Source organism: Nocardiopsis sp. MG754419 (genome assembly GCF_018207095.1).
Classification (GTDB): domain Bacteria; phylum Actinomycetota; class Actinomycetes; order Streptosporangiales; family Streptosporangiaceae; genus Nocardiopsis.
The window spans coordinates 25318-42518 of sequence record NZ_QOCZ01000096.1; the positions used below are offsets into that span (position 1 = coordinate 25318).

A 17201-nucleotide genomic window follows, 5' to 3' on the forward strand; every position below is an offset into this window, starting at 1 on the left:
TGTGCCGCACCCCACAGCCCCGAACGCTCGGGGCGACGGGCGCGAACCAGTACGGTGGAGCCGTAATTTGTACTGACTGGTCAGTTTAAAAAAAGGGGAACACCAGGGATGCGACGGGCCACCGGAGCACGCGTGCACGCCGAGGACGTCTCGCTCACCACACGCGAGGGCCCCGTCTACACGGGGGTGGGTTTCACGGCACGGCCGGGGACGCTCACGGTCTTCCAGGCCGATTCCGGCGGAGGTCGCAGTGCCCTGCTGCTCACGCTCACCGGCCGGATGCGCCCCACCCGGGGGCTCCTGCACGTGGACGGCCACACCCTGCCGCGACAGGCGCGCAAGGTGCGTCGGATCAGCGCCCTCGGACTCATGAACGACGTCAACGCGCTCGACGAACGCCTACGGGTGCGCGAACACCTCTCCGAGGCACGGCTGCTGCGCCTGCGTCCGGCCGCGCGTTCGGTCACGGACGAGGCCATGGAGGCGGTCGGGCTTGCCGACCTGGACCGGAGCACCCTGGTCAAGGAGCTGGCCATGACCCAACGGCGACGTTTGGGCCTGGCTCTGGGACTGGTGTACGAGCCCCGCCTGTTGGCCGTGGACGACGTCGACGGCGGGCTCGGCACCGAACACCGGGCCTCCCTGTGGCGCACCCTCAAGGATCTGGCCGAGGAGGGGCTGACCGTCATCGCCACCTGCGCCGACGCCCACGGATTGGACGCCGTGGCCGACCGCGACACCCAGGGCCCCCTTCCCATCCGCCAGGGTGGTGAGGCCTGCCTCGACCGGGGCGACGGGAAGGAGGACGACGCGGTCGTCGGCGTCTCCGCGCTGCTCGGCCCCGCGGAGGAACGCGCGAAGCGCGGCCGCCGGAAGGGGGGCGCCCACCGTGCCCAGGACTGACCGGACACCGCGTTACCGCCCCTTCGCCGTCCCCCGACTCGGGCTGCTCACCATGCGGTCCTTCCTGCGTTCCCCGCTGCCCACCGCCGCGCTGGCCGCCCTGATGCTCATCCCCCTGCTCTACTCCGGGATGTACCTCTGGTCGTTCTGGGACCCCTTCGACCGCATGGAGCACCTGCCCGTCGCACTCGTCGACGAGGACACGGGGGCGGAGGTCGACGGCGACGAGGTGAACGCCGGACGGGAACTGACCGACACCCTCCTGGACCGCGGCGACCTCGACTGGCACCTGGTGGAGGCCGACGACGCGGCCCGCGGGCTCGCCGACGGCGACTACTACGTCACCCTCACCATCCCCGCGCACTTCAGCGAGGCACTCACCTCACCCTCGCGGGACCGCGAGGACCCCACCACCGCGCTGCTCGTCGCCGACTACAACGACTCCAACAGCTACATCGTCCGGCAGCTCGCCGGCAGCGCCTTCAAGGAGATCCGCGAGGCCGCCGCCACCTCGGCGATCAGCGACTACCTCGACCGGATCTTCCTCGGTTTCAACGAGATCCACGGCAGTACCGAGGAGGCGGCCGACGGCGCCGACCGGCTCGCGGAGGGCGCGGGGGACGCCGAGACCGGGTCCGGTGCACTCTCCGACGGCATCGACGACGCCCACACCGGCGCGGGCTCGCTCAGCGAGGGGATCGGTGATCTCTACGAGGGTTCCTCGACCCTGGCGAGCGGTGCCGGCGACGCCTCCTCACAGGTCTCCGCCAAGGTGGACGACCTGAACGACCTGGCCGACGACGTCCTGCCCCGGCTGCGGGAGGACATCCCCGACGTCCAGGAACGCGCGGATGAGGTCGCCGACGTGGCCGCGGGGGTGAACGAGGCCCTGGGCGAGTTGCCCGAGCGGATCGACGTCTCCGGGCTGGAGGACGTGGACGGCCGACTGTCCGCGTTCCTGGAGGAACATCCCGAACTGGAGCGGGAGCAGCCCGAGCTGCACGCGCTGCTGACCGATCTCCAGGACGCCATGGACACCGCCCTCGACGTGGCGGGGTTCGTCAGCGACCACCGCCAGGAGATCGACGACACCGCCGCCGACGCCGCCGCCCTGAGCACGAGGGCGGCCGAGATCGCCGACGACCTGCCGGACATCGTGGACCAGGCCGAGGGCGCCCGCGACCAGGTGGACGAACTCGACGAGGGTCTGGCCGACCTCGCCGAGGGCGCGCGGGAGCTCCGCGACGGCCTGGCCGAGGCCTCACAGGGGGCGAGCGACCTCGACAGCGGCCTCGGCACGCTCAGTGGCGGTGCCGGCGAACTGAACGAAGGGCTGGATCTGCTGGCCTCGGGTTCGGGCGACCTCGCCTCGGGCCTTGCGGACGGGGTGGACGAGATTCCCACCTACTCCGACTCCGGCCGTACCAACGCGGCCGCGATGATGAGCGAACCGGTCCGTCTCGACAGCCGGGTGGACAACGAGGTGCCCGACTACGGCACCGGTTTCGCCCCCTTCTTCGTGCCCCTGTCCCTGTGGGTGGGGGCGATGGTCGTGTTCATGGTGTTGCCGGCCCTGTCCGAACGCGGCCTGGCCTCGGCCTCACCGTCCTGGCGGGTGGCACTGGCCGGTCGGGTGGTGCCCATGTTGGTCGGCTGGGCGCAGGTCCTGATCATGATGGCCGTCCTGCACGTCGGGCTGGGCCTGGAATCGGCCCACTGGCCACTGCTGTCGACCTTCCTCCTGCTCACCGCCTCCGCGTTCGCCGCCACCGTGCAGTACCTGACCGTGCGGTTCGGCGCGGCCGGTCGCGTGGTCGCACTGGCGTTGCTGGTGCTGCAGCTGACCTCGGCCGGGGGCACCTACCCGATCGAGACCAGCCCGGCGTTCTTCCAGGCCATCGGCCCCTTCCTGCCGTTGCACTGGGGAGTGACCGCCATGCGTCACCTCATCGGCGGCGGAGACATGACGCTCGTGGCACAGGCGTTCGGTGTGATGTCCCTGTGGTTGGTGGTGCCCCTGCTGTTGACCTGGCTGGCGGTGGCCCGCAAGCGTGTGTGGACGATGTCCACCCTCTACCCGGCGCTGAAGATCTAGGTGGAGGGCACAATGGAGGCGATGAACGTGCAGACCCCCGAGCCCTCGCGACGTGCCGGCGGTCGCCGCGAGGCGACCCGGCGCAAGCTCTTCGAGGCCGCCGTCACCCTGATCTCCGAGCAGGGCTACGGCGACACCACGGTGGACGAGATCGCCGAACGCGCGGGCGTGGCCAAGGGCACGGTCTACTACAACTTCGGCGGGAAGGACGAGCTGTACGCCTCCCTGATGGAGTGGGGCGTGACCCGGCTGGCCGACACGCTGCGCGAGGCCGTGCCCGAACCCGAGGTCGAGCCCCGTCGGGCCCTGGCTGAGGTACTGCGGGCCGGGGTCGTGTTCATCGGCACCCACGAGGCACTGGCCCGGCTCCTCATGGCCGAGACCTGGCGCACCAACCGCTCCTGGTACGCCACCGTCCGACAGATCCGCACCCAGGCGATCGGGGTCATCACCGACCAGCTCGACACGATGGTCGAACGCGGACTGACCCGTCCGGATCTGGACACCGCGCTCGCGGGGTCGGCGCTGTTCGGCATGGTGGTGACCGTGGCCCTCGACTGGCGGACCCTCCAGCCCGAGCGGTCCGTGGAGGAGATCCACACCACCCTGGCGCACATGGCCGACGGTCTGATCGGCTCGCCCTCGTCACCGTACTGAGCGTCCCAGCACGCCCCACGCGAACCCCCGGAAGGACTCCCCCACCATGGCCGATCTGTATCCCCTGCTCCCAGCACTGGCCGGCGCGATCCTCCTGTGGGTCGTCGCGCGGGACACCCGAATGGAACTGCGCCTGATCAAACACGGGGTGCGGGCCAAGGGGCGGGTCATCGGCTACCACGAGACGTCGGTCGCCTCGCGGATGATCGTGCAGTTCCAGACCGAGGAGGGCAAGGAGGTGCACGCCGAGCACGAGAACACCGGTTGGACGGCCTCACGCGCCGGGGAGATCGTCACGGTCTCCTACGACCCCGACGCACCCGAGCGCGCCCGAATCGTCTCCGCCCCCTGGTTGAGCCACTACGTGCGAGCGCTGTTCGGCACCCTGGGCCTGATCCTGGTGGCGGCGGGGGCGTTCCTCGGCTACCTGCACTGGGGCGAGACCTCCTGAGCCCCACCCCGCGACGGTGGCGGGCACCGGTCGCCGCGCACGCTCAGACGTGGGTCGGTTCCCGATCCGTTCGGGGCGGCTCCTCGGCCGGCGGCGCGTAGCGCACCAACCGCTCGGGCAGTCCGCCGTCCAGGGTGGCGCGCGTGCGCACCCGGGTACCGCAGACGAGGTCGGCCAGGCCGGTCCCGTCGGGGCGGACCACGGCGGTGGAGGCGTGGAGGGCGACCACGATCAGGGACCACCACCCCAGGCCGAGGGCGATGAGCACCACCACGGGCGCCTGCAAGAGGAGAGAGCGCAGCAGGACACGGTGCCTCGGGGCGGCGCGGGGCACCGTCCGGTCGGCCAGGGCGACCCGGACGGCGGCGGTCCCCAGGGTGGCGCGGTCCCGACGCATCAGCGGCAGGAACAGCCCGAACACCAGGGCGAGCCCGAAGAGGAGCGCGGTGCGGACCTCGTCCTCGACCCCGGAGCCGATCACGCCGTAGGCGTGCAGCAGGGCGACGGTGAGCGCGGAGCCGAACCACCACAGGCCGAGATCGAGCAGGGTGCCGAGGACACGACGGGTGAGGTCGGGGACACCGCGGTCCGGAACCGCGCCTGGCCAGGAACGGTGCGGGCCGAGGGGCCAGAACAGGGGCGCCCACCTGGCCGCGAGCCACCCGAGGAGCACCCCGGCCACGGCGACCCCGGCGAGGGCGAGCGGACCGGTGTTGTACGCGCACGGATAGAACCCGAGGACGCCGGTGGCGCGGACGGCCGTCACCGCCAGGGCCAGGGCGGTGCCCAGGGCGAGGGTGACCGGGAGTCCGCGGCGGAACCGGGCCCGGGCCAGGATCCCCACCGGGAGGAACACCCCGAAGGCGAGCAGGATGGACCGCACGTCCAGGGGCGGCGTGGGTTCGGGGATGACCGGGCACACTCCGTCGACCGAGGCCGGCAGGGGCCAGACCGCGTAGGCGACCAGGCCGAGTCCGGTGAGCAGGGCCGCCAGGGTCAGCTGCCCGGGCCAACCGGCCAGGCGGCCGTAGCGCGTGAGCTGCCCGCGCAGGTAGAGAGCGGAGCCGACCACCATCAGCAGTGGCAGGGCGGCGACCGCCACGTCGATGGCGGCCTGTCCTCCGCCGAACGCTTGCCCCATGGAGTCCCTCTCCCCGTTCCGGCTCTGCGAGCCCTCACGCTCGGCCCTGTTCGTTGCACCACAGGGGATGTTCTCTTGTGCGGGCGCCGGCGGAACGTGCCTCCGGCAGGGCCGGGGAGGAATCGGAGGTGGAATCGCGAGGAATGCGCCATTCCACCGCAGGTCCGACGGGTTCTCGCCGGGCCGCCGACCGCCCGAGGCCGGGCCGAGGCGCGGCGGAGACCCTCGAAAACCCAGGCTAGTACGGGCGGTGGGCGTGTGGGTGCGGAACGCCGATTCGGCGGTCGATCCCCGGAACGACCGACCGGTCCGGACCGATAAGGAACACCGCAGCACCCCTAGGAGCGCGTGAGACTTTTGTCCTATAGTCGTGCGCGACATCAGCACCATACTGACCGGTAGGCCACAGACCTGCATTTGTGTGAACATTCCACTGGTTCATGGCAGACTGCCTCCACCCCCGGATTATTCGGCGATTCACCGCCGAGATACGATCCCGAACGCCTAAAACCCCCATTCGTGGTTACTCTGCGACAGGTCCGTGTCACCCGAACCCCAGGCGAGACACGGCGTGCGGGCGGGAGGCGGTGCGCCCACGCCGGTCGCGACGAACGACCAGGCGGCCACGCCCCCGAGCCCGAACGACACACCCATGACGCGGATGGACAGGAGCACCGTGCAGGCAGTACCGAAGAAACGCGGGCGGACGATCACAGCCCGCATCCGCGCCATGGTCATGATCCCCACGACCGCGCTGGTCGCCCTGTGGCTCATCCTCACCTTCGTCCTCGGCGGCGACGCGATCTACCAGCTCATTCGCGCCAAGGCCACGGAGGACCTGGTCACCCCCGCCGCCGTCGGCCTCGTGGACGCCATGGCCGAGCGGTCGGCCACCATCGCCTACGTCGAGAACACCGACGACGCCGAGCTGGCCCAGGGAATGGTGGAGGCCCGACAGAGCACCGACGACTCCCTCGGCGTGGTCGTGGAGGAGCTCATCGGCTTCGCCGACCTGGCCCCCGGCGACGGTGGCATGCACATCGAGATGTTGCACGGGATGTACCAGGAGATCGGCGAGATCCGCGAGGCCGTCGACTCCGGCGACGCGGGCCGCGGTGACGTCCTGGACTACTACAACGAACTGATCCTGCACGGCGCCGACAGCTTCGACAGCCAGGGCCGTGAGGGCAACGAGGGCGACGCCGTCAGCCCCGGGTTCACCGCGATCTACATGTTCCGCACGGTGGACGTTCTCGCCCAGGCCGACGCCCAGATCGCCCGTGGCTTCGCCACCGACGAGCTCAGCGTCGAGGACCAGCGCGAGTTCACCGCCATGGTGGGCGCCTACGAGAGCCTTCTGGACGCCAACGCCGACTACCTGGAGGGTCCGGGTCAGACGGAGCGCTACGGGGCGGTGCTGGAGAGCCCCGAGTACGCCGCCCTACAGCGGATGCAGACCACGATCATCGAGCGCGAGGTGGAGACGGAGACCACCACCGACCCCGTGACGCTCGCACCGCAGACGGTCGAGAACCTGTCCATGCCGGTGAACGAGAACGAGTGGGACCAGGCCTACGGGCACGTCGTGGCCGAGCTCACCGCCCTGGGCGCCGACGAGGCAGGCCACGCCGCCGTCGTGACCCGCCGGGACGCCAACCAGGCCGTGATGCTCGCGGTCGGGGGCAGTCTCGGCGTGGCCGCCGTCACGGGCCTCGCCTTCCTCCTGGCCCGACGCTCCTCACGTGCCCTCAACGAGCAGCTGCTGACCCTGCGCGACGAGTCGCGCTCCCTGGCCGAGGACCGGCTGCCGTCGATCATGGAGCGCCTGCACCGGGGCGAGCGGATCGACACCGACACCGACCTCCCCGAACTCCGCGTCGACGACGACGAGATCGGTGAGGTCGCCAAGGCGTTCAACACCGCCCAGCGCGCCGCGGTCGACGAGGCGGTCCAGCAGACCGAGCTGCGCCACGGCGTCAACCGCGTCTTCCTCAACATCGCGCACCGCAGCCAGACACTGGTCCACCGCCAGCTGCGTCTCCTGGACAAGATGGAGCGGGAGCAGGAGGACCCGGACCAGCTCGCCCAGCTGTTCAAGCTGGACCACCTGGCGACCCGGTCGCGCCGTAACGCCGAGAACCTGCTGATCCTCGGCGGGGAGGCCCCCGGCCGTACCTGGCACCGCCCGATGCCGCTGATCGACGTCCTGCGCGGCGCGATCTCCGAGTCCGGCGACTACACGCGGGTCAAGCGTGAACGGATCGCCCGGGTCAACCTCAACGGTCCGGCCGTCGCCGACGTCATCCACCTCGTCGCCGAGCTCGTCGACAACGCCGCGATGTTCTCGCCGCCGCACACCAGTGTGCGACTGAGCAGCGAGGACGTGCCCAACGGAGTGACGATCGAGATCGAGGACCGGGGCCTGGGCATGACCGAGGCCGAGTTCACGTCGGCCAACAGCCTGCTGGCCGAGCCCCCCGAGTTCGACGTCATGCGCCTCAACGAGAAGATGCGCCTGGGTCTGTTCGTGGTCTCGCACCTGGCCCACCGGCACGGCATCCGGGTGCACCTGCGCCCCTCCCCGTACGGCGGCGTGCAGGCCATCGTCCTGCTCCCGCAGGAGCTCATCTCCGGTGACCGCACCCCGATGCCGACCACCGACACCGCGGGCGAGGAGATCTGGGAGGTGCGCGAGATCATGGGGCGCACCTCCGGGAACGCCCTGGAGTCCGGCCGATCCGCCCGCGGCGACGCGGACCGGGGCAGCGCCAAACCGGTACTGACCTCGGTGTCCACCCCGGTCGAACGGGATTCCGGCGAGGACGTCCTGTCCGCTCCCCTGGAGGATCGTCCTCCGCTGCCCACCCGCGGCTCCCGCATCAGCGCGGTACCCGACAGTCGCCCCGACAGGACCACCACCCCCGAGTCCGGCGTGTCCGAGACACCGGCGGGCACCGTGCCCGCCCCCGAGGCTCCGTCGAGCCCGGCCCCGGACACCACGCCCGCCGACGACGGCCGGCCTCCCCTGCCCAAGCGGCGCCCCCAGGAGAACCTCGCCCCGCAGTTGGCCGACACGCCCTCCGGCGGTGGACCGGCCTCCGGCGCCCCGAACGCGACCCCGCCCGCGTTGGACGGCTCGGAACGGCTGGCTCGCCTGCGCAAGAACATGTCCGCGTTCCAGAAGGGCACGGACCGAGGACGGCGTGAGGGCAGGCAGCACACCAACGACACCGACAAGGACACGTCATCGTGACCAGTACCGAAAGCGCAGGCGGCGACACCGCAGGCAAGAAGGACATCAACTGGCTGCTCGACGAGCTGCTCGATCGTGCGGTCGGCTCCCGGCACGCGATCGTCCTGTCCTCCGACGGGCTGCTCATCGGCCGCTCCCACGAGCTGGTCAAGGAGGACGCGGAGCACCTGTCGGCGGTGGCCTCCGCCTTCCAGAGCCTGGCCCGCGGCACCGGGCGCCACTTCGGCGGCGGCGAGGTGCTCCAGACCGTCGTCGAGATGGAGCAGGCCTACCTGTTCGTCACCGGTGCCGGTCGGGGCGCGTGCCTGGCCGTCCTCGCCGAGGAGAGCGCCGACGTGGGTCTCATCGCCTACGAGATGAACGTCCTGGTCGAGCAGGTGGGCCGCTACATGGACGCCGCACCGCGCCGTGGAGGCGCCGGCCAGGACGTCGATCGATAGGGGTCTGTATGCAAGCGCATGACGAGATCGAACCGGACGATCTACGGAACGGCGGGTCCCGGCGCGACGTCGTGGGCGGCTACGGCGACGAGATAGGCCACGACGAGGCCGGCCCGCTCGTCCGCCCCTACGTGATCGCGCAGGGGCGCGAGCACGCGGACACCGTACGACTGGACATGATCAGCGTGGTCATCGCGGCCAAGCGGGTCGAGGTCGACGAAATGGAGCTCGAACCGGAACAGCTGCGCATCCTGGAGCTGTGCCGCAGACCGCAGTCGGTGGCCGAGGTGTCCGCGCACCTGGACATCCCCGTCGCCGTGGTCAAAGTCCTGCTCAGCGACCTGCTCAACCGCGGTCTGGCCTTGGCCCGCGCCCCCTACCAAGCAAAGAGCCCGGTGAGCCGGGACGTACTCCAGGCGGTTCTCGATGGCATCCACAGACTCTGACCCGGACACCGAGGCGCCGGTCCCCTCGGCCCTGAAGATCCTGGTCGCCGGCGGTTTCGGCGCCGGGAAGACCACCCTGGTCGGCGCGGTCAGCGAGATCGCCCCGCTCAGCACCGAGGAGGTGATGACCGAGGCCAGCTACGGGATCGACGACCTGTCCGGGGTGGAGGCGAAGACGACCACCACGGTGGCGTTGGACTTCGGTCGCATCACCATCAACGAGAGCCTGGTGCTGTACCTGTTCGGCACGCCCGGCCAGGAACGCTTCTGGTTCATGTGGGAGGAACTGTCGGAGGGCGCCCTCGGGGCGGTCGTCATCGCCGACACCCGACGTCTGGAGACGTGTTTCGCCGCGGTGGACTTCTTCGAGCGGCGCGGTGTGCCCTTCGTGGTGGCGGTGAACTGTTTCGAGGGCGCGCACGAGTACGCGTCGGACGAGGTGCGCGAGGCCTTGAGCCTGAGCCCGGAGATCCCGGTGATCCTGTGCGACGCCCGGGAGCGGGAATCGGCCAAGCAGGTGTTGTCGACCCTGGTGAACCGGGTCGCCGAGCGCGTCACCGCCTGAGCTCCGGCGGGGTCCGCCGCGGTCCGGCGGCCTCGCCTCACGCGAAGGTCCGGGCCCGGGGTGTGCGCTCCCTCGGGCCTCGGGAGGGCGGCCCACGCCTTCCGCCCGTCGGTGCCACGACCCTCATCGTGGCCGGTGTCGCCCCCTTCGTCGTTCCCGGTGTTCCGAGCACGGGCAGGGGTCGGAGCGGGCACGATGCGCTCCGGCCCGCCCCGCTCCACCGAGCGGGGCCGGACACGCCCTCTGTACACGCGCCCCATCCGGGTAAAGTGCGGGGCGGTGAGGCGTCCCATGGAGCGGCGTTTCACGTTCCCGACGACCCTGGACCCGTCGCGGGCGGGCCCGGACGAAGGTGGAAGACCCATGAAGCGTTTCGAGTGGCGCGACAAGATCCACGCCCTGGATGCCGAGGCCGACTGCGAGGAGATCGTCCGCATCCTGGGGACCCTGGAGTTCCCCTGGGACATCGAGCAGGCCCTGGGGCTGGCGCTCTACCGCACCTACGCCGTGCCCAGCGTCGGGGGGCTGCTCGGCGACACCCGTGAGTTCACCGAACGCACCCAGCACCGGTACGACGACACGGCCCTGATCCTCAACGACATCATGGAGCACGGGTTCGAGCCCGGCCGCGGCCGGGACGCGCTGCGCCGGATGAACCAGATGCACCGCTCCTACGACATCAGCAACGACGACTACCTGTACGTGCTGAGCACCTTCGTGGTCATGCCGGTGCGCTGGCTCAACGACCACGGCTACGGCTGGCGTCGCCTGTCCGACCACGAGATCGCGGGAAGCACCAACTACTACCGCAAGCTCGGCCGGCACATGGGCATCAAGGACATCCCCGACACCTACGAGGAGTTCCGGCGGCTCATGGACTCCTACGAGGAGGAGCACTTCGCCTACACCGAAGGCGGACGGGCGGTCTCCGACGCCACCCTGGGGCTGATGGTGGACTTCTATCCGGCCTGGCAGCGTCCCCTGGTCCGGCCCTTCACGAAGGCGCTGTTGGACGACCGCCTGATCCAGGCGTTCCGCTACCCGGAACCCTCCGCGTTCTGGCGCAAAGCCGGCGACCTGGCCCTGAAGGGGCGCGCCAAGGTGGTGCGCCGGATGCGGCCGCGCACGGAGCCGCGCTGGGCCCGTATGAACCCCAACATCCGCAGTTACCCCGAGGGGTACGAGCCCTCCCGCATCGGCACGTTCCCCCAGGGCTGCCCGGTCCCCCACGACATGCGCACCCAGGACGTCCCCGCCACCGGCGCCAAGGTCCCCGCGCCGGGCCAGGCGGTGGCCGCCACGCCGTCCGTCGACGACGCCCCCGAGCGCCGTTAGGGACCCCGCACCGCACGCGCCGTCCCCGCACGCCCCCGTTCCCGCGCAGCGCGTGGTCCGAACGCGCGTCGCGGACGTGGGGACCGCCGTGCCGGCCCGCACCCCCGAAGGATCGGCGAATGCGGCGTTTCGACCGGCGCGACGAGATCCACCGCCTCGACGCGGGGCCTCAGTGGTGCGGGACGGCCGCTCCGTGGATGCGCAGGAACGCGTCCACCCCGGAGCGCACCACCGCGCGGACCTCGGCCTCGGGCAACGGCAGGGCCCCGAAGAAGGCCCGGTTGTTGACGGGACTGCGCACCAGCGCGACGTAGTGACCGGCCGCCGTCTCCTCCTCCCCGACGCCGAGGTCCAGGAGTCCGCGGTCGGCCATCGCGCGCAGGTGGGCGGCCAGGCTCCGCAGCGAGCAGTCGGGGCCACGGGCCGTCCACACCCGGGCGGCCTCGGGGAAGTGCGCGGCCTCGGAGATGAGCAACCGGACCAGCGCACCGTGATCGGCGCGGCGGCCACCGGCGGAGAGCCACTCGTCGCCGAAGGCGGTCAGGGCGGCGCGGGCGTCCTCGGCCGCGACCAGGTGCCGTTCGGCGATGCGGGCGTGGTCGGCGACCAGGGCGGCGCTGCTGCGTTCGACGATGGTGGCGAACAGGTCCCGCTTGTCGGCGAAGTGGTTGTAGATGGTCCGTTTGGACACCCCGGCGTCGGCGGCGATGGCGTCCACCGAGGCACGGGCGTAGCCCTCCCGGAGGAACACCCGCAGCGCCGCCTCGACGATGGCCTCGCGCTTGACCGGGGAGCGGCGTGCGCCTGTCTCGTCGCAGGGGTCCGTCATCGCCTACCTCCGCCATCGCCGGGCCGTTCCCGGTCTCTCCCCCAGTCTGGCGCACCATGACGGGACCCCGACCGGACCCGCGGGAAACTGCACGGTGTAGTTTCCTAGGGATGGCGACGCACGACCCCTCCACCACGGCCCCGGATCCCTCCCTCGCACCCGTTCCCGTACCCGACCCCACCCGCATCGACGGCGCGCTGTGGAAGCTGGCCGGAGTGCTGCTGGTGGGGGCGATGGCCGCCCTGCTCGACACCACGATCGTCAACGTGGCCGTCGACCACCTCTCCCGTTCCCTCGACGCCCCCGTGGCGACCGCCCAATGGGTGGCCAGCGCCTATCTGCTCTCCACCGCCTCCGTCATTCCGGTGACCGGGTGGGCGGTGGACCGGTTCGGCCAGCGGGCCACCTGGATGACCGCGCTCGCCGTCTTCGGCGTGGGATCGCTGTTGTGCGCGGCCGCGTGGTCCATCGAGAGTCTCATCGCCTTCCGGGTCATCACCGGCCTGGGCAGCGGCATGATCCTGCCCCTGGTCATGACCGTGCTGGTGCAGGCCGCGGGTCCGCGGCGCCTGGGACGGGCCATCGGGCTGCTGAGCGTGCCGATCCAGATCGCCCCGGCGATGGGCCCGGTCCTGGGCGGCCTGGTCCTGGACTCCCTCGGGTGGCGGTGGATCTTCCTGGTGTCGATCCCCCTGATCCTGCTGGCCATGGCCCTGGGCGTGCGAGGTGTGGAACGGGGGAACCCACGGGCGAGCGAGAGGCTGGACGTGGTGGGGCTGGCCCTGTTGTCCCCCGGGATCGCGACCCTCCTGTACGGGCTGTCGGTGCTGGGAGACCACCGCTTCGCTCTGGTGTTCGCCCTCGTGGGCGCGCTGCTCATCGGCGGGTTCGTGGTGCACGCCCTGCGCCGTCGCCCTCGCGGGCCCGCCCCCGTGATCGACCTCCGTCTCTTCGGCGACACGCTGTTCCGGCTGGGCGCCCTGCTCATGTTCGTGTTCGGGCTGTGCATCTGGGCGGGCATGTTCCTGCTGCCGCTGTTCTTCCAACAGGTGCAGGGGACCTCGGCGTTGACGGCGGGGCTGTTGATGGCACCGATGGCGGCCGGGGTGGCGCTGGTCAACCTGTTCGTCGGCCCGATCGCCGACCGGACCGGCCCCCGTTACCTGGTCGTGGGCGGCCTGTTGGTGGGTGCGGCTGCGACGGCGCCGTTCGCCCTGGCGGGACCGGACACCTCACCGACGCTGCTGGCCACGGCGATGTTCGTGCGTGGTCTGGGCCTGGGCACGGCGATGGTCCCGATGCTGGCCACCGCCTACCGTCGACTGCCCTCCGACCAGGTGCCCCGCGCCAGCAGCGCCCTGAACGTCACCCAACGGCTGGGCGCGGCGGTGGGCACCGCCGCCCTGGCCCTGCTGCTGTCGTCCCTGATCGCCCAGGGCACCGCGCCCACCCCGGCCTTTCAGGCGACCTTCTGGTGGATGACCGGTCTGACCGCGCTCGCGCTGATCCCGGCCGTGTTCCTCCCGAGCGCCCGCCCGAGTTCCACCCCCTGAGCGGAGCGGACCACGGGCCACGCACCGCAGGCGTCGGACGCGTAGCGCGTGTGACCGAAGGGGCGACCATCGGGCTCCGGCGCTCCCGCCGGTCCCGGAACCCGTGTCCCTCGAAGCGGGGGCGCGAACGACGCCCGGCCGGCTCCGGGGTCCACGACGTTCGGGAAGGGTACGGCCCGCCCCCGGCGCGGACCCGGTGTCGTGGCGAAAGGCTCCGGTTCCGGACCGTGCTCGTCCACCGTTGTACCGCCCCCGGGTCCGGAGCCTCTAACGACCCAGACGGCGCCACAGGGGGCGGGGCAACAGGCGCATGCCGGTGAACAGCGGCCGCAGGACCCGTGGGGCCCACACGGTGGTGGCACCGCTCCGGAGTCCCCGCGCCACGGAGTCGGCGACCTGATCCGGGGTGGCCGGGAACGGGGCCGGATCCACGTGCGCCGACATGCGCGTGGGGACGTAGCCCGGGCGGACCACCAGGACCCGGGCGCCGGACCCGTGCAGTGAGTCGGCGAGCCCCTGCGCGAACGCGTCCAGGCCCGCTTTGGCCGAGCCGTAGACGAAGTTGGCGCGCCGCACCCGTACCCCCGCCACGGACGACAGCACCACCAGGGCGCCGTGCCCCTGCTCGCGCAGGCGGGCGGCGACGGCCAGGTCCACGGACACGTGCGCGGTGTAGTTCACGGCGGCGGCCCGGGCGGCGGTGCCCGGGTCCCGGTCGTAGGCGTCCTGTTCTCCGAGCACCCCGAAGGCGTCCACCACCACGTCGAGGTCACCGACCAGGTCGACGGCGGCGTCCACGGTGTCGGTGTGGGTCGCCGTGGCCTCGGCGTCGAACTCCAGGGAGTGGATCTTGGCGCCGGAGACCGTCAAGGCCGCGGGCGTCTCCTCGACCCCGCCCCGGGCGGCGAGGACCACCTCGCGGGCGCCCTCCCGCACCAACAGTTCGACGATGGCCAGGCCGATCTCGCTGCGTCCGCCGAGCAGCAGGACGCTGCGCACTGTTCCCAGCGAGTCGCGCATGGGGTTCCTTCCAGAAGGGTCCGGGTGTGGGGTCAGACGAGCCGCAGCCGGCGGGCGAGGTCGGAGACGAGCACCCCGTCGGGGTCGACCCGTTCGCGCACCCTGCGCCAGGACGCCAACTCGGGGTACATCGCGTGCACCGTCGCGGCGTCCGCCCGACTGTCCTTGGCCAGGTACAGACGCCCGCCGGCGGCGAGCACGCGTTCGTCGAAACCGCGCAGCAGCCGGGCCAGGCCGGGCGACGCGGCGGGAAGATCCAGGGCGAGCGTCCATCCGGGCCGGGGGAAGGACAGCGGCCCCGGTGTGGGCTCCCCCATGCGTTTGAGCACCGCCAGGAAGGAGGGTGCACCGGCCCGGGACAGCCCCTCGACGACGTGCCGCAGGGTGTCCTCGGCACCGAAGGGGACCACGAACTGGTACTGCACGAACCCGTGCGCACCGTAGATCCGGTTCCAGCCCCGCACCCGATCCAGCGGGTGGAAGAACCCGCCGAGCGGGTGCGCCCGACCACGCCGGCGTCGCGGCGCCGCGTGGTAGTAGGCGGTGTTGAACGTGCCGACGGTCGCCCGGTTGAGCAGTCCGGTCGGTGCCCAGGGCGGGGCGCTCAGCGGCGCGCCCGGCCGGTGGCGGAGGGGCTCGCGCCGGAGCGGCGCGGGAAGGTCGGTGAGGCGGGCGTGGTGGGCCCGGGTGAGCACACCGCGCCCGGTGGCGGCCCCGCGGGCCAGCAGGTCCACCCAGCACACCGTGTACCGGTAGGCGTGGTCGGTCCGCTCCATCAGTTCCAGCGTGGAGTCGAGGTCCCCGGTGCGGTCGGTGTCCACGCGCAGGTGCGCGGTCTCCACCGTGTGCACCGCCAGTCGGGCGGACGTGATGACGCCGGTCAGACCCATGCCGCCGACGGTCGCCCAGAACAGCGCGGTGTCCCCGTAGTCGGGGCCGAGTTCGAGGACCTCACCCCGGGGCGTGAGCAGTGTCAGGGAACGGACGTGGGCGCCGATCGAGGAGTCGACGTGGTGGTTCTTGCCGTGGACGTCGGCGGCGATCGCCCCGCCCAGGGTGACGTGACCGGTCCCGGGGACGACGGGGAGGAACCGACCGTAGGGCAGCAGGTGCGCCATGAGACGGCGCAGAGGCGTGCCCGCGGGGGCGGTGACCTCCTCGCGCTCGGGGTCGAACCGGAGCGGCCCGGTGAGCCCGGTGCAGTCCAGGACCAGACCGCCCGCGTCCTGCGCGGCGTCGCCGTAGGACCGTCCCAGGCCGCGGGGCACGACGCCGCGCGGTCCGGCCCGGTCGAGCGCCTCCGCCGCCTCGGCGACGGTGCGCGGACGCACCACGGTGGCGGCGGTGGGGGCGGTGCGCCCCCAGCCGGTGAGCAGGGTCGGGCGACTCACAGGTAGATCCCCAGTCCGACCAGGAGGACGAGGGCGACGAGGACGCACTGGAGGGGGCGGTCCCGCAGCGCGATCTCCTCGGGTTCCTCGCCCGCGCCGCGGTCCACGAGCAGGTTGTAGCGGAGCACGAACATGATGAACGGAACGATACTGGCCGCGTGGAACGGCGACTGCGGACCATCGGCCTGTTCCAGCGCCCACAGACAGTAGGTGACGATCATCGCGCCGGAGGCGATGGTGCGGATCTGGGCCAGGTAGCCGGGGGTGTAGCCGAGCAGGGCCACCCGGGTGGGGTGGGCGCCGTCGACGGCCGACACCCCGTCGGTTCGAGCGGGTCCGGGGTCGCGAGGACCGCCGTGCCCGGTCGGGGTGGCCGGGTCCTCCGTTTCGACGGGGGTGTCGCCCTCCGGTCCGGAGTCGGTGGCCGTGCGCAGTTCCGCCTCGCGTTTGCCGACCACCACGAGCAGGGCGGCCAGGGACACCACGATCACGAACCACGAGGTGAGCGGCACCCCGACCGCGTAGGCGCCCGCCATGGCGCGCAACACGTGGCAGGCAGCCACCGCCACCAGGTCGACGACGACCCGGTCCTTGAGGTACCGGGTGTAGGCCAGGGTGAGGAGGACGTAGGCGCCGATCACCGCGCTCAACGCGGGCACGCCGAGGGCGAGGGAGGCCGGGGGCGCCGCCGTGACGAACAGGACGCCGACGACGACCGCGACCGGCACCGAGAGGGCGCCCGAGGCGACGGGGCGGTGGCGTTTGCGCGGGTGTCGTCGATCGCGGGGGGCGTCACGGACGTCGTTGAGCAGGTACGTGCCGCCGGCGGCGACACCGAAGAGCACGAAGGTCGCCAGGCATGTCAGCAGCGCCGCGGGGTCGGTGAGCGCGCCCGCGGCGGCGGGCGCGGCGAACACCAGCAGGTTCTTGAGCCACTGTCGGGGTCGGCAGGCGCGCAGAAGTGCCAGGGGCGTCCCCACGACGTCGCTCCGCCCGGGTGGGTTCTCGGTCTCGGGGGTCGTGGTCACGCTCTCCCCCTCGGGGTCCGGCGATGGTGGTCGGGTACGGGCCCGGACCGCCCGTGGGGGGTGTCGGGCGGTCCGGTGGGGGTCCGGTCGGTGA

15 protein-coding genes are annotated in these 17201 nt (G+C 71.8%); 10 read left to right on the forward strand and 5 right to left on the reverse strand.

The window, feature by feature from the left end:
- Positions 1-108: 108 nt before the first annotated feature.
- From DSY14_RS18085 to DSY14_RS18100, 4 genes are read left to right on the forward strand one after another with little or no spacing between them, the layout of a single operon-like run.
- Positions 109-903, forward strand: a complete 795-nt coding sequence (locus DSY14_RS18085) for an ATP-binding cassette domain-containing protein (RefSeq protein ID WP_211717763.1) — start codon at positions 109-111, stop codon at positions 901-903.
- A 52-nt stretch (positions 904-955) separates the two neighbouring features.
- Positions 956-2998 (forward strand): YhgE/Pip domain-containing protein, encoded by a 2043-nt coding sequence (locus DSY14_RS18090; RefSeq protein WP_211717777.1) that lies wholly within the window; start codon positions 956-958, stop codon positions 2996-2998.
- A gap of 21 nt (positions 2999-3019) precedes the next feature.
- On the forward strand, positions 3020-3655 hold the full coding sequence (locus tag DSY14_RS18095; RefSeq protein ID WP_374224023.1) for a TetR/AcrR family transcriptional regulator: 636 nt from the start codon (positions 3020-3022) through the stop codon (positions 3653-3655).
- Positions 3656-3701: 46 nt separating this feature from the next.
- Positions 3702-4106 (forward strand): DUF3592 domain-containing protein, encoded by a 405-nt coding sequence (locus DSY14_RS18100; protein WP_211717765.1) that lies wholly within the window; start codon positions 3702-3704, stop codon positions 4104-4106.
- Positions 4107-4149: 43 nt separating this feature from the next.
- On the opposite strand, the gene DSY14_RS18105 is transcribed toward DSY14_RS18100, so the two are convergent.
- Entirely contained in the window at positions 4150-5247 is a 1098-nt protein-coding gene (locus DSY14_RS18105; RefSeq protein ID WP_211717766.1) for an RDD family protein, read from the reverse strand.
- A 652-nt stretch (positions 5248-5899) separates the two neighbouring features.
- Here DSY14_RS18105 and DSY14_RS18110 point away from each other — a divergent pair.
- The 5 genes from DSY14_RS18110 (at position 5900) to DSY14_RS18130 (ending at position 11286) form a co-directional block, all read left to right on the forward strand.
- A complete protein-coding gene (locus DSY14_RS18110; protein WP_283091654.1) occupies positions 5900-8500 on the forward strand; it encodes a nitrate- and nitrite sensing domain-containing protein in 2601 nt (866 codons plus the stop codon).
- A complete protein-coding gene (locus DSY14_RS18115; RefSeq protein ID WP_211717767.1) occupies positions 8497-8940 on the forward strand; it encodes a roadblock/LC7 domain-containing protein in 444 nt (147 codons plus the stop codon). Before DSY14_RS18110 ends, DSY14_RS18115 begins: the two co-directional genes overlap by 4 nt.
- Positions 8941-8948: 8 nt before the next feature.
- Complete coding sequence (locus tag DSY14_RS18120) at positions 8949-9386, forward strand: DUF742 domain-containing protein (protein WP_211717768.1); 438 nt, start codon at positions 8949-8951, stop codon at positions 9384-9386.
- Positions 9367-9951 (forward strand): ATP/GTP-binding protein, encoded by a 585-nt coding sequence (locus DSY14_RS18125; protein ID WP_211717769.1) that lies wholly within the window; start codon positions 9367-9369, stop codon positions 9949-9951. Before DSY14_RS18120 ends, DSY14_RS18125 begins: the two co-directional genes overlap by 20 nt.
- A 363-nt stretch (positions 9952-10314) precedes the next feature.
- A complete protein-coding gene (locus DSY14_RS18130; protein ID WP_211717770.1) occupies positions 10315-11286 on the forward strand; it encodes an oxygenase MpaB family protein in 972 nt (323 codons plus the stop codon).
- 169 nt (positions 11287-11455) lie between these two features.
- Here DSY14_RS18130 and DSY14_RS18135 read toward each other — a convergent pair whose 3' ends face one another.
- A complete protein-coding gene (locus DSY14_RS18135) occupies positions 11456-12115 on the reverse strand; it encodes a TetR/AcrR family transcriptional regulator (RefSeq protein ID WP_211717771.1) in 660 nt (219 codons plus the stop codon).
- A gap of 110 nt (positions 12116-12225) precedes the next feature.
- Between DSY14_RS18135 and DSY14_RS18140 the strand changes: the two genes are divergently transcribed.
- A complete protein-coding gene (locus DSY14_RS18140; RefSeq protein ID WP_211717772.1) occupies positions 12226-13668 on the forward strand; it encodes an MDR family MFS transporter in 1443 nt (480 codons plus the stop codon).
- Between the two features lie 267 nt (positions 13669-13935).
- Here the strand turns inward: DSY14_RS18140 and DSY14_RS18145 are convergent, their stop codons facing one another.
- From DSY14_RS18145 to DSY14_RS18155, 3 genes are read right to left on the reverse strand one after another with little or no spacing between them, the layout of a single operon-like run.
- Positions 13936-14688 carry an SDR family NAD(P)-dependent oxidoreductase gene (locus DSY14_RS18145; protein WP_211717773.1) on the reverse strand — a complete coding sequence of 251 codons (753 nt, stop codon included), beginning with the start codon at positions 14686-14688 and terminating at the stop codon, positions 13936-13938.
- 32 nt (positions 14689-14720) lie between these two features.
- A complete protein-coding gene (locus DSY14_RS18150; protein ID WP_211717774.1) occupies positions 14721-16079 on the reverse strand; it encodes an FAD-binding oxidoreductase in 1359 nt (452 codons plus the stop codon).
- Positions 16076-17107, reverse strand: a complete 1032-nt coding sequence (locus DSY14_RS18155) for a decaprenyl-phosphate phosphoribosyltransferase (protein ID WP_211717775.1) — start codon at positions 17105-17107, stop codon at positions 16076-16078. The genes DSY14_RS18150 and DSY14_RS18155 overlap by 4 nt, the downstream gene beginning before the upstream one ends.
- Positions 17108-17201: the final 94 nt, after the last annotated feature.

Coding starts and splice junctions, on each gene's coding strand:
- DSY14_RS18085 (WP_211717763.1), top strand. CDS start 109: ATGCGACGGGCCACCGGAGCACGCGTGCACGCCGAGGACGTCTCGCTC.
- DSY14_RS18090 (WP_211717777.1), top strand. CDS start 956: ATGCGGTCCTTCCTGCGTTCCCCGCTGCCCACCGCCGCGCTGGCCGCC.
- DSY14_RS18095 (WP_374224023.1), top strand. CDS start 3,020: ATGAACGTGCAGACCCCCGAGCCCTCGCGACGTGCCGGCGGTCGCCGC.
- DSY14_RS18100 (WP_211717765.1), top strand. CDS start 3,702: ATGGCCGATCTGTATCCCCTGCTCCCAGCACTGGCCGGCGCGATCCTC.
- DSY14_RS18105 (WP_211717766.1), bottom strand. CDS start 5,247: ATGGGGCAAGCGTTCGGCGGAGGACAGGCCGCCATCGACGTGGCGGTC.
- DSY14_RS18110 (WP_283091654.1), top strand. CDS start 5,900: ATGACGCGGATGGACAGGAGCACCGTGCAGGCAGTACCGAAGAAACGC.
- DSY14_RS18120 (WP_211717768.1), top strand. CDS start 8,949: ATGCAAGCGCATGACGAGATCGAACCGGACGATCTACGGAACGGCGGG.
- DSY14_RS18125 (WP_211717769.1), top strand. CDS start 9,367: ATGGCATCCACAGACTCTGACCCGGACACCGAGGCGCCGGTCCCCTCG.
- DSY14_RS18130 (WP_211717770.1), top strand. CDS start 10,315: ATGAAGCGTTTCGAGTGGCGCGACAAGATCCACGCCCTGGATGCCGAG.
- DSY14_RS18135 (WP_211717771.1), bottom strand. CDS start 12,115: ATGACGGACCCCTGCGACGAGACAGGCGCACGCCGCTCCCCGGTCAAG.
- DSY14_RS18140 (WP_211717772.1), top strand. CDS start 12,226: ATGGCGACGCACGACCCCTCCACCACGGCCCCGGATCCCTCCCTCGCA.
- DSY14_RS18145 (WP_211717773.1), bottom strand. CDS start 14,688: ATGCGCGACTCGCTGGGAACAGTGCGCAGCGTCCTGCTGCTCGGCGGA.